Below are 11,588 nucleotides of genomic sequence, written 5' to 3' on the forward strand. Positions count from 1 at the left end.
TAAATTTAAAAAAAAATCAGGCGACTTTTATTCATCGCCTGATCAAATTAATCTATTTTTTATTACTTAGTTGAGCAAGCCCACTCTGTACTCATTGATGGAGGTGGAAGCTGAGCTTTATCATACCCATACTCACCTGCTCTTTTTAACATTGTTGCTGGGTTAGCCATAACTTTTGCTAACGCTTTATTAAAGTTATCTCTAAATTCAACATCAGTTTTTCTAAAACCAATACCAACTACGTTTAAAGTTTCTTTAGGCATCAATTTAGGATCAGTTACTTCAAACTTGCCGCCAGTTTTTGCTTCATGTTCTTTTGCACCAAAAAATGTTTGAACAGCAACATCAGCTCTACCAGCTTTCATCGCAGCCAGAATTCCAACTTCACCTTCAACTAACATCATTTGGCTATCAGGCACACCATACTTTTTAGCAGCTTCAACAGTGTTAAATCCAGCACCAGTTACAAGTTTTGCCCCTGTTCTGATAACATCTGCATAGTTATTAATTCCTTTAGGGTTGCCTTTTGGAACTAACATAGCATCACCAAAAACACCTATAGGGTCTGAAAAGTTCATGTTTTCACACCTACTTTTAAGAATATACATACCACCAGTTACCATATCTGAACGATTTGCATTTATTCCTGGAATTAATCCTGACCACTCAAATACTTTAGTTTCATGTTCAGTAATTCCCATTTCCTCAAGAACTGTTAAAGCAATCATATTAACAAATCCTAGAGCTTCACCATTATCACCAGCATAAGCCCACGGTACAGCAGTACCAAAACCGAGTCTTAATTTGTGACCATCTTTTAATCTTTCAGTTAATGTTGCTGCACTAACTGAAGAAATACTAAAAATGATTACAAGAAAAACTCCTATTGATTTTAAAAATTTATTCATTTTTTTTCCCTATTTAAGTTTATTTAAATAATTAAAACAAAATTGAACTTGTTTGTACATCAAAAAAATCTAATTTAAACTCAACTATAAATTGAATTTTAACTTCTTAAGTTAACTTGTTTCCAATACCTATTTCACCATCATCTAAAGCAGTTAAATAAATTCCCATTTCAAAATGATCATATGTTTTTTTCAATGATTGAAGTAAATTAAAAGAATTATCATCTGTTTGTGGTTTTAAATTAATTGCTACACATCTTGGTATGTTTTTTTCAACTTTAAAAGAAACACCATTAATCTTAATAATTTTACCAATCCATTCTCTCTCTTTCCAAGGTTCAATTCCATCAATACAAATATTTCCTCTAAATATTGATGTTTCAATCTTCTTGCCGATTTTTTTCTGAAAATCATTTATACTTTGTATATTTAAAAGTGAAACTGAATTAACAAAATCAACTTTGTTTGAGATCGATGTATCAAAAAAAGGTAATTCTTCGTTTTTCATTAAAACTATTGGTTCCTTTAAAGAATTTTCTAATTCTATAATTTTATTTGAGAGTAATTGGCGTTCTTTTAGCTCACTCACATTAATTGTTAAAATTTCCTTATCTTTAAAAGTTAGTGTTAATTTGTTTTCCTTAAAAAAAAAGTTATATTTATTTAAAACTGGAGAATTTTTAAGAGTTAAAACTTTATTCCATTTACCTTTTCTCTCCTCTGGGTTTTTTTCAAATAATAGTGCTTTGTCTGGTTCTAAATCTTTAGCAAATGCAAAAATTCTATCTCCTACGATTCCAATTTTCTTTTTAATTTCACACTTTTCAATTGTTTGAAAAGATACAGATTTTACTGGACAATAATTTATTGAAGAAATAGTTGTGCTCATATAATATTTATAAATAATATGTCTAAATTGACCTCAAATCAACTTCAAGAATATAATGATAACGGTTATGTGGCTCCAATAGAAGTCTTAACTAAAGATCAAGCATTTGAGATAAGAAAAGAAATAGAAAATATCGAAACTAAATGGCCTAATGAACTGAAAGGGGCTGGAAGAAATTATGTGCATATGATTTCTCCCATACTTGATGAAGTTTGTCATAATTCTAAAATGTTAGATGCTGTTGAGAGCATAATTGGAAAAAATATTCTTATTTGTGGAACCACTTTATTTATCAAAAACCCACATGAAAAAGGATTTGTAAGTTTTCATCAAGATGCAACTTATATTGGATTAGAACCACACAATTGGGTAACTGCATGGTTAGCAATAACTGATGCTAATGAAGAAAACGGTTGTATGAGGATGTGGTCTGGTTCACATAAAGATAACATCAGACATCATGAACAAAAATATGATGAAGGTAATCTATTAACTAGAGGTCAAACAGTTGAAAACGTCCCTTTAGATAAAACAACTCCTTTAGTTTTAAAAGCAGGGCAAATGTCATTACATCATCCAACTATAGTTCATGGTTCAGGACTAAATAAAAGCAAAGATAGAAGAATTGGTTTTGTTATTCAAAGCTATATTGGCACCAATGTAGAACAAGTTTTGGGTAAAATGTATGTTCAACAAGCAAGGGGAGATGATACTTTTAAATACCATCAACATACAAAAAGACCACATAAAATAATGAGTTCAGAAGATATTGAAATAAGAAAGAAAGCAAATGATGACCTTCAAAGAATCTTTTATCCTGGGTTTACAAAAAAAAGAGATCTATAATTAATAATGAAAAAAAATAAATCTAGGAAAAATTCAATTGCATTTAGTTTTGCTAAAAAACATATTTTTTATTATTATGCTTTGATTTGGATAATTTTATTATTATATTTATTTAATTAAATGAATAAAAAATTAATATTAATTGTTGTTATTGTATTGGTTATAGAGCTATCTGGAAATGGTATTTTAAGCTCTATATACAGACTGATAGGTTAAAAAATTAAGGTTTAGGAGGAAATTCGTTTTTATTCATAAATTGATACCCTTTTATTACAGCTTCTCTTTTAGATATATCAGTATACCATCTTGATAAATTTTTATAATTCTTAAGCCCAATATCATGCCACTCATGCCTCGCAATCCAAGGCCATGTTGCAATATCTGCAATTGTATAGTCATTCCCAGCCAAGTATTTTGATAAAGACAATCTTTCATCTAGCTCTCCATAAAGTCTTTTTGCAATCTTAAAAAACCTTTCTTCTCCAAATTGGCTTTTACCTGGATTATAATGATGAAATTGATGATGCTGTCCAAGCATTGGACCTATAGTTCCCATCTGTGCCATCAGCCATTGGTTTATAACATTGCGATCTTTAGCTTCATAAAATTTATTATATTTTTCTGCTAAATACATAAGGATCGCTCCAGACTCAAAAACAGATTTTTTATTTTCATGATCTACAATTACAGGTATTTTACTAAATGGACTTATCTTTTTAAAATCAGGTTTAAATTGATCATCTTTTGATAAATCCATTGCTGTAACTTTAAAATCACAACCTATCTCTTCTAATAATATACTTATTTTTTTTCCATTTGGAGTATCAGAACTAAAAAGTTCAATCACTCCTTCACACCCAGTCGCTCTTTAACTGTTTTTGAAGATGTGGTGAATTCAAACCTATATTTTTCATCTGGTTTTGCATATTTAAAACATCCTCTAGCAGCAAGAGCACCCTCATGAAAGCCTGATAGAATTAATTTAAGTTTTCCAGGATAAGAGCAGATATCACCAATTGCAAAAATTCCCTCTTTATTAGTTTCAAAACTTTCAGTATTAACTGGAACTGTTTTTTTATCTAAATTTAAACCCCATTCTGCAATAGGTCCAAGTTGCATTATCAGACCAAAAAAACCTAGCACATAATCTGTTTTAATTTCTTTTATAGTTTTATCATCATGTTTTATATTAATACTTTCAACTTTATCTTTCCCTTGAACAGAATCCATTTGATATTTTGTGTAAATTTCTATTTTGCCTTCTTCTTTTAATTGATGAATTTTATCAATACTTGCTTGCATTCCTCTAAAATCATCTCTTCTATGGACTAATATAACTTTAGATGTACTTGATAGCTCAATTGCCCAATCTAAAGCAGAATCTCCACCTCCAAAGATACAAACTGTCTTATCTTTAAAAACTGTTTTATCTCTAATTGAATAAAGTATTTCTTTTCCCACAAACTTATCAATTTCTTTTGTTGAAAATTTTCTTGGCTCAAAAGAGCCTACTCCTGCAGCTATAATTATACTTGAAGACTCAAATTCAGTTCCTTTATTTGTTTTTGTAATCCATTTTTTTTCAATTTTTTTAATTTCTTCTACTCTCTCATTTAAATGAAAGTTTGTTTTAAATGCTTTAATTTGTTCAATTAAATTATTAGTTAATTCTTCTCCTGTACACTCAGGAACTGCAGGGATATCATAAATGGGTTTATCAGGATAAAGTTCTATGCACTGACCACCAATTTTATCTAAATTATCAACTACTTCACATTTTAATCCAATTATTCCTAATTGATGGACACAAAACAATCCAACTGGTCCTGCGCCAATTATTAAAGTATCTGTTTTAATCATTTAACCTTGTTTTGATGGAATGCTAACAGTTAACCCATCTAGTTCATCTGAAACTAATAGTTGGCAACTCAATCTACTAAATTTATTAGGCTCAAATGCCATGTCTAACATATCTTCTTCCCCATCTTCTTTTTTTTGAAGCTTATCAAACCACTCTTCTTTGACATACACATGGCAAGTAGCACAAGCCATTCCTCCTCCACAATCTGCATCTATTCCAGGTATATCGTTTTGTACAGCACCTTCCATTACAGATAATCCATTGGCTATTTCTATAGTGTGTGAATTTCCATTATTTTCCACGTATGTAACTTTAGTCATAGACTTATTTATAAATGCTTAAAAAAAAAGGGCAAGTACACAAAATGTACTCGCCCTTTAGAATTGTTTAAGTATTACTACTTATCTAGATCTTCTTCCACTAGATTGCGTTGCTGCAGCCCAAATTACTAGACCAAATGCAATTTTGTTTAAGAAGTCAGCAAGGTTATAAATAACATTAAGTGTGTTAGCATCCATACCACCTGTTAGGTAACCAAATACGTAACCTAATGGGTAGATTGCCCAACCTACTGTAATAATCATTCTCATTGCACCAAATGCAGTAACAAGAGCTTTGTTTCCACTTTTTGCTGCAGCTTTACCTGCTTCACCTGAGAATACTTCATAAAGAATGTAGAACCATCCAGCCATACCGATTACAAAACCAAGTGTAGCGTTAATGTATCCTGCTTCTCCTAAGTATCCACCAACTAGCATTACCACAGTACCAATTAACAATCTCCAGAATATTCCAGAATTTGCTTTACCTACAGCGGCTAGAATTAAGTAAAATTCTATCATTTGTAATGGCACAGTGATTAACCAGTCAATATATCTGTATACTGTTGGTGACTCACCAGTCATAACCCATACTTCTCTCATATACATGTAGTGTATGAAAGCGATACCAGTTACAAGACCAGCAACAATTATTGACGTTCTCCAACCAGAAGCAACACTTCCTGCTTCTAAGAAAAAGAAAGCAGTTGTTGCTAACATCGCCATTGAAATCACCCAAAACGAGATTCCAACAAAGTCATCAGATGCCAATAACACGGTCTCTGCGTTTGCTACACCTGAAACACCCATTAGGGCTACAGCTGTAAGGGCAAACAATTTTAGTTTTTTCATAAAAAACTCCCTCTTTTGTTAGTTTTTAACTTTTAGTTTATATAAACTAGACCTAAACATTAGCTTAAGTCTTGTTGGGCTTAACTATCAAAATTATTTAGTTTTTAGAAGGTTTAATTACATCTAATTTGTGTTGATTTTACTTGCTTTTTAAATTTTAATGCAATTTTTAATTTAATAAGCAGAAAAAAATAGCAAAATAGAATCAAATTATATGTCAAAGAAATTTAATGAAATTTATCAAAATTCTCTAAAAAATCCTGAAAATTTTTGGCAAGAAATGTCCAATGATATTTTTTGGTTTAAAAAACCTACTAAAATTTTAAATAAATCTAACCCACCTTTTTATAAATGGTTTGAAGATGGTGTTACTAACACTTGTTATAATGCTTTAGATATTCATATTGATCAAGGCAGAGGTGATAAGCTAGCTTTGATCTATGATAGCCCCATAACTGGAAACAAAAAGCAGTTCACCTATAAAGAATTAAGAGAAAAAGTTTCAAAATTTGCAGGCGCTCTTAGAAACCAAGGAGTAAAAAAGGGTGACAGGGTAATAATCTATATGCCAATGATACCTGAGGCTGTTATAGCAATGTTAGCTTGTGGTAGAATTGGAGCAATTCACTCTGTCGTGTTTGGAGGGTTTGCTTCAAATGAACTTGCCAGCAGAATTGATGACTGTAAAGCAAAAGTAATAGTCACTGCTTCATGTGGCTTTGAGCCTGGAAAAACTGTTGAGTATAAACCACTGGTTGATGCAGCAATTAAGATGGCTTCCCATAAAATAGATAAGATGATCCTATTTCAAAGAATAGATCATACAGTTAAACTTAATGCTCCAAAAGAAATTAGTTGGGGTGAAGCACTTTCAAATGCAAAAGAAGTAGATTGTGTAGAAATGAATTCAAATGATTTTGCTTATATTCTATATACCTCAGGAACTACAGGTGTACCAAAAGGAATAGTTAGAGATATTGGTGGTCATATAGTTGCTCTTAAATGGACTATGAAAAATATCTATAATATTGATGCTAATGATGTTTGGTGGTCAGCAAGTGATATTGGCTGGATAGTTGGTCACTCTTATATTGTGTATGCTCCTTTATTCAAGGGGTGTACTACTGTTATATTTGAAGGTAAGCCCGTTGGCACTCCTGATGCTGGCGCATTTTGGAAAATAATTTCTGATTATAAGGTTAAATCTCTTTTTACTGCTCCAACTGCATTTAGAGCTATTAAAAAAGAAGATCCTGAAGGTAAATTTTTTTCTAAATATGATCTAAGTAAATTTGAGTCATTATTTTTAGCTGGTGAGAGAGCTGACCCAGATACAATTAAATGGGCAGAAAATTTATTGAAAGTCCCCGTAATTGATCATTGGTGGCAAACTGAAACAAGTTGGGCAATTAGTTCAAATTGTACTGGAATAGAAATGATGAAAACAAAATATGGATCAGCATGCAAAGCTGTACCAGGGTATGATGTTAAAATTATGAAACCAGATCAAACTTTAGCTAAGCCGAATGAGATGGGAGATATAGTTGTTAAACTTCCATTACCTCCAGGAACCTTTCCTACATTATGGAATGCAGACAAAAGATATAAAGACAACTATATGACTAATTATGAAGGTTATTATGAAACGTATGATGCGGGTCATATTGATGAGGATGGCTATATTTGGATTATGTCTAGAACAGATGATATTATAAATGTTGCTGGTCACAGACTATCAACAGGAGCGATTGAGGAAGTTTTATCAGAACATCAGTCAGTTGCAGAGTGTGCAGTTCTTGGAGTCGCTGATAGACTAAAAGGACAGTTACCAATAGGATTGGTTGTTCTTAAGTCAGGGGTTGAAAAAAATCATGAGACAATTTCAAAAGAATGTATTCAAATGGTTAGGAGTAAAATTGGACCTGTTGCTGCATTTAAAATTGTAATTGTTATTAAAAGATTACCAAAAACAAGATCTGGAAAAATATTGAGAGGAACAATAAGAAAAATTGCTGATGGAGAAGAATATAAAGTTCCAGCAACTATTGATGATCCTGTAATTTTGACTGAAATAAAAGAAGATTTAATTAAAAGTAATATTCTTAAGTAATGTTTAAAACATACTTGTTTTTGATTATTGCTATTTTTTGTGAAGTTGGTGGTACAATGCTTTTACCAGTTTCACAGAATTTTACCAAGATCATTCCCACTACTGCTCTCGCAGTTTTTTATTTAACATCATTTTATCTTTTAACATTTGTAGTTGATAAACTTCCAATTGCTATCGTTTATGCAACATGGAGCGGTCTTGGAATATTTACAATTGCGATATTGGGATATGTTTTTTTTAAGCAGTCCTTATCTTGGCAAGCAATATTGGGATTATTCTTAATTGTAGTTGGAGTTGTCCTTGTAAATAGTTTTACTGTAAAAACTATCTAAAATTTCAAAGGCTTACCCTCAGGATCACCTAAAATTTTACCATCTCTCATTTTAACTTGCCCAGCTATAATTGTAGATACTGGTGTTCCTTTAAATTTAAACCCATCAAAAGGTGACCAGCCACATTTACTTTCAATATTTTCATTCTTAATTTCAATTGTCTTGTTCATATCTACAATTGTGAAATCAGCGTCAAATCCTTCTTTTATAAAACCTTTGTTTTTAATTCCAAAAATCTTAATTGGATTTTCACATATAGAATTCATTAATTGCTCTAAAGTTAACTTTCCATCATTAACATGATTTAACATAACTGGTAAAAGTGTTTGAACACCAGGCATACCAGATGGTGAGTTTGGATATCTTTTTTCTTTATTCTCTTTTAGGTGTGGAGCGTGATCAGAACCAATTGTATCATTAAGATTATTTTTTACTCCATACCATAATCTGTCATAATGAGACTTGTCTCTTAAAGGTGGATTCATTTGAGCATAAGTTCCAAGCCTATCATAACAATCTGGAGCATAGATTGTTAAATGTTGTGGGGTAATCTCAAATGTTATGTTGCCTTTGTGTTGTGATAAAAAATCAATCTCTTCTTTTGTAGTAATATGAAGAATATGGGCTTTTTTCTTATATCTCTCAGCAATTCTAACTATTCTTCTAGTAGATGAGATTGCACATTCGACACTTCTCCAAATTGGGTGTGAATAAACATCTCCTTCTTTAATTAGTTTTTTATTAATATTTAAAATTTCTTCATCCTCTGAATGTACGGCAACAACTTTTGAGCTACTTTGAAATACTTTTTCAATATCCTTTTCCTCAGCAACTAAAAGATTTCCGGTTGACGATCCAGCAAACAGTTTAATTCCACAACAACCCTCTAAATTTACCAAATCTGCTAACTCACTTGCGTTATCAGCTGTTGCGCCAAAATAAAATGCATAATTGCAATACATTCTATTTTTGGCAAGATCCAACTTTTTCTGAAACTCTGCCTTGGTCGATGTTGGTGGATTAGTATTTGGCATTTCAAAAACGCTTGTTATGCCACCTACTATTGCAGCCCTACTTCCTGAGTGTAAATCTTCTGTATCTGTTGATCCAGGTTCTCTAAAATGAGTTTGTGTATCAATGCACCCTGGTAGAACTGTTAACCCTTTAGCATCAAAAGTCTCTTTCGCTTCACTGTCAATTTTGCCAATTTTTATAATTTTACTGTCTTTAATGGCTATATCTTGATCTTTAAGATCTTTATCTATGAAGCACGAGCCGTTTTTAATTATTAGATCTAACATTTATGAAAAAAGTAATTATATCATATTTAGACATCAATCAATTATGAACATGCAGAAAGTATATATTTTAGAAGATAGAGGAATTCTGTACATAAATGGAGCAGATGCTAATGAATTTTTACAAAATATGATTAGCAATGACATTAATAAGGTCAATGAAGGTAATAGTTGTTTTGCATCACTACTAACTCCACAAGGAAAATTTCTATTTGCTTTTATTGTTGTAAAACACAAATCTGGTTATTTCATAGATTGTGAAAAATCTCAAACAGATGCTCTCTTTAAACAACTTAGCATCTACAAGCTTAGATCTAAAGTTGAAATTATGAATTTAAGCAATGAATTTGTAATTGCAGCATTTAGTCGTGAAAAGTTTTTAAAATTTGAAGGTGCTAAGGATCAACCTGGAAATACAATAAAATATAGGGAGGACTCAATTTTATTAGACCCAAGAAATAAAGAACTAGGTGCCAGGCTTATTATTAATTTAGAAAAACTTTATCTATCTTTAAAGAAATTAGAGCTAAAAGATTCTCCAATTGCTGAATATTATAAATTAAGTCATGAATTAGGAATTGCTCAAAAAAAAATGAATAAATTACAAAATAAATTATTTGGAATTGAGTGTAATTTTGAAGAGCTAAATGGAATAGATTTTCAAAAAGGCTGTTATGTTGGTCAAGAAAATACAGCAAGAATAAAACTAAAAAACAAACTTTCTAAAAGATTGTTAGCTATACAATTAATCAGTGGAAAATTAACTGAGGGTGCTTCAATTTATGCTAATGATATTGAAATAGGAAAGGTATTGATTGACGATGATTATCCTTTTGCTTTAGTCAAATATTTAGATGATAACTTTAAGGAAGATAGTGAATTAAAAAGTGAAAATGCTATTTTAACAATAAAAAAACCAAATTGGATTAAATGAAAAGTTATTTAATATCATACGTTAATTCAATTAAATTTTTATTTGTTTTATAGAAATTTTTCAAAAATAATTTTTTCTTCTCATATTTTAAGAATATTTTATTAAATAAATAATTATTTCTAAAAAAAATTTTTACTTTATCTTTAATTTTTTTCCACACAATACTTAAGGAAGATTTTTTTATAGTGTCAAACTGAGTATTATCTGATTTTTTATTCCAAACATACTCATAATCAGATTGTTGAGCTTTTTGGATTATATTCTCTGATTTTTTTGTTGTTGCTACAAAAATATATAATGGTGTAAAAGAATTTAATTCTAGTCTTTCATTTTTGGGTTTTTTATTTATTTGCCAATAAGTTTTATCATCATAACTATCAATTAAATGGAGTTTGGTTGATTGATATCCATTTGAATTATCATAAAGACTAAAAAAGAGCTCTGGAGAAAATTGCCAAAATCCATGACCACACTGATTATTTGCTGGTAGACAATGAATTATTCTTCCACCTTTTTTACAAAGTTTTGATATATTTTTTAAACTCTGGTTTACATTAAAAACATGCTCTGAAGTTCCAATATCAATAATTGTATCATATTGTTTAGTAATATTTTTTAGTTCTTCATTCATATTAAAAACTATATTGGCACCTTCAAAATTTGAATTATCAATTGAATGTACTAAATTTGCACCAAAATATTCTGTAAAAATTGTATCACAATACTCTTCAGAAAAAGCTATATTGCTCTCTAGTCCTAATAACTTCAATTTTTTTTTATCAATTTGGTTACCTAACCTGCCTAATGTAAGCACATCTCCAAGTTCGCCAAATTCATCTATGTTTTTTTTTAATAAATCAAATGTTTGAAAGGTCATTCCCATAATTTTATTATATATAATATTTAAACATTCTTGTAATTATAAATGCGTCAGATTTAGTAATGACAAGGTTCTCTCAAATTGATAGGTTTTGATATGGAATTTACAACAGAAATAAGAATAGCAACAGATCCTATTTATCAAAAGATCTCAAAGGTTATGCCTGAGATTGAATGGTCAGTTCATGCTCCTTACATTCATAGAATTAATCAATTAAAAAAAGAAAAAAATGCAATTTTGCTTGCTCACAACTATCAAACTCCAGAAATTTATCATGGTGTAGCAGATGTTGCTGCAGACTCGCTAGCTCTTGCAATAGAGGCAGCAAAAACTAGTGCTGATATAATTGTAATGGCTG

The 11,588-nt window shown here is 30.5% G+C and carries 13 protein-coding genes; 5 read left to right on the forward strand and 8 right to left on the reverse strand.

Features of this window, described 5'->3' with window-relative positions; genetic code table 11:
• Positions 1–62 precede the first annotated feature (62 nt).
• Both VP91_RS00600 and VP91_RS00605 read right to left on the reverse strand, forming a co-directional pair.
• On the reverse strand, positions 63–908 hold the full coding sequence (locus VP91_RS00600) for a transporter substrate-binding domain-containing protein (RefSeq protein WP_169035515.1): 846 nt from the start codon (positions 906–908) through the stop codon (positions 63–65).
• A gap of 106 nt (positions 909–1,014) precedes the next feature.
• Positions 1,015–1,797, reverse strand: a complete 783-nt coding sequence (locus tag VP91_RS00605) for an MOSC domain-containing protein (protein ID WP_169035516.1) — start codon at positions 1,795–1,797, stop codon at positions 1,015–1,017.
• 18 nt (positions 1,798–1,815) lie between these two features.
• Between VP91_RS00605 and VP91_RS00610 the strand changes: the two genes are divergently transcribed.
• Entirely contained in the window at positions 1,816–2,643 is an 828-nt protein-coding gene (locus VP91_RS00610; RefSeq protein WP_169035517.1) for a phytanoyl-CoA dioxygenase family protein, read from the forward strand.
• Between the two features lie 220 nt (positions 2,644–2,863).
• Here the strand turns inward: VP91_RS00610 and VP91_RS00615 are convergent, their stop codons facing one another.
• The 4 genes from VP91_RS00615 to VP91_RS00630 form a co-directional block, all read right to left on the reverse strand.
• Entirely contained in the window at positions 2,864–3,490 is a 627-nt protein-coding gene (locus VP91_RS00615) for a glutathione binding-like protein (RefSeq protein WP_169035518.1), read from the reverse strand.
• Positions 3,487–4,503 carry an NAD(P)/FAD-dependent oxidoreductase gene (locus tag VP91_RS00620; protein ID WP_169035519.1) on the reverse strand — a complete coding sequence of 339 codons (1,017 nt, stop codon included), beginning with the start codon at positions 4,501–4,503 and terminating at the stop codon, positions 3,487–3,489. Before VP91_RS00620 ends, VP91_RS00615 begins: the two co-directional genes overlap by 4 nt.
• Complete coding sequence (locus tag VP91_RS00625) at positions 4,504–4,824, reverse strand: 2Fe-2S iron-sulfur cluster-binding protein (protein ID WP_169035520.1); 321 nt, start codon at positions 4,822–4,824, stop codon at positions 4,504–4,506.
• Between the two features lie 81 nt (positions 4,825–4,905).
• A complete protein-coding gene (locus VP91_RS00630) occupies positions 4,906–5,676 on the reverse strand; it encodes a bacteriorhodopsin-like (protein ID WP_169035521.1) in 771 nt (256 codons plus the stop codon).
• A 214-nt stretch (positions 5,677–5,890) separates the two neighbouring features.
• Between VP91_RS00630 and VP91_RS00635 the strand changes: the two genes are divergently transcribed.
• Together VP91_RS00635 and VP91_RS00640 are read left to right on the forward strand one after the other, a co-directional pair.
• Positions 5,891–7,786, forward strand: coding sequence for a propionyl-CoA synthetase (locus VP91_RS00635; RefSeq protein ID WP_169035522.1), 1,896 nt, complete (start codon positions 5,891–5,893; stop codon positions 7,784–7,786).
• A complete protein-coding gene (locus VP91_RS00640; protein ID WP_169035523.1) occupies positions 7,786–8,118 on the forward strand; it encodes a DMT family transporter in 333 nt (110 codons plus the stop codon). Before VP91_RS00635 ends, VP91_RS00640 begins: the two co-directional genes overlap by 1 nt.
• On the opposite strand, the gene VP91_RS00645 is transcribed toward VP91_RS00640, so the two are convergent.
• Positions 8,115–9,419: a dihydroorotase gene (locus tag VP91_RS00645; RefSeq protein ID WP_169035524.1), complete on the reverse strand. Its 1,305-nt coding sequence runs from the start codon at positions 9,417–9,419 to the stop codon at positions 8,115–8,117. The two genes, VP91_RS00640 and VP91_RS00645, sit on opposite strands and share 4 nt — an antisense overlap.
• A gap of 49 nt (positions 9,420–9,468) precedes the next feature.
• On the opposite strand from VP91_RS00645, the gene VP91_RS00650 reads away from it, so the two are divergent.
• Positions 9,469–10,350: a YgfZ/GcvT domain-containing protein gene (locus tag VP91_RS00650; protein ID WP_248289190.1), complete on the forward strand. Its 882-nt coding sequence runs from the start codon at positions 9,469–9,471 to the stop codon at positions 10,348–10,350.
• 4 nt (positions 10,351–10,354) lie between these two features.
• Here the strand turns inward: VP91_RS00650 and VP91_RS00655 are convergent, their stop codons facing one another.
• A complete protein-coding gene (locus VP91_RS00655; RefSeq protein ID WP_169035526.1) occupies positions 10,355–11,227 on the reverse strand; it encodes a hypothetical protein in 873 nt (290 codons plus the stop codon).
• Positions 11,228–11,326: 99 nt separating this feature from the next.
• Here VP91_RS00655 and nadA point away from each other — a divergent pair.
• On the forward strand, positions 11,327–11,588 hold a 262-nt coding region (gene nadA, locus VP91_RS06880; protein WP_248289191.1), incomplete at its 3' end, for a quinolinate synthase NadA.

This window comes from Candidatus Pelagibacter communis, assembly GCF_012932795.1.
Classification (GTDB): Bacteria; Pseudomonadota; Alphaproteobacteria; order Pelagibacterales; family Pelagibacteraceae; genus Pelagibacter; species Pelagibacter ubique_S.

Coding starts and splice junctions, on each gene's coding strand:
- VP91_RS00600 (WP_169035515.1), bottom strand. CDS start 908: ATGAATAAATTTTTAAAATCAATAGGAGTTTTTCTTGTAATCATTTTT.
- VP91_RS00605 (WP_169035516.1), bottom strand. CDS start 1,797: ATGAGCACAACTATTTCTTCAATAAATTATTGTCCAGTAAAATCTGTA.
- VP91_RS00610 (WP_169035517.1), top strand. CDS start 1,816: ATGTCTAAATTGACCTCAAATCAACTTCAAGAATATAATGATAACGGT.
- VP91_RS00620 (WP_169035519.1), bottom strand. CDS start 4,503: ATGATTAAAACAGATACTTTAATAATTGGCGCAGGACCAGTTGGATTG.
- VP91_RS00625 (WP_169035520.1), bottom strand. CDS start 4,824: ATGACTAAAGTTACATACGTGGAAAATAATGGAAATTCACACACTATA.
- VP91_RS00630 (WP_169035521.1), bottom strand. CDS start 5,676: ATGAAAAAACTAAAATTGTTTGCCCTTACAGCTGTAGCCCTAATGGGT.
- VP91_RS00635 (WP_169035522.1), top strand. CDS start 5,891: ATGTCAAAGAAATTTAATGAAATTTATCAAAATTCTCTAAAAAATCCT.
- VP91_RS00640 (WP_169035523.1), top strand. CDS start 7,786: ATGTTTAAAACATACTTGTTTTTGATTATTGCTATTTTTTGTGAAGTT.
- VP91_RS00645 (WP_169035524.1), bottom strand. CDS start 9,419: ATGTTAGATCTAATAATTAAAAACGGCTCGTGCTTCATAGATAAAGAT.
- VP91_RS00650 (WP_248289190.1), top strand. CDS start 9,469: ATGCAGAAAGTATATATTTTAGAAGATAGAGGAATTCTGTACATAAAT.
- VP91_RS00655 (WP_169035526.1), bottom strand. CDS start 11,227: ATGACCTTTCAAACATTTGATTTATTAAAAAAAAACATAGATGAATTT.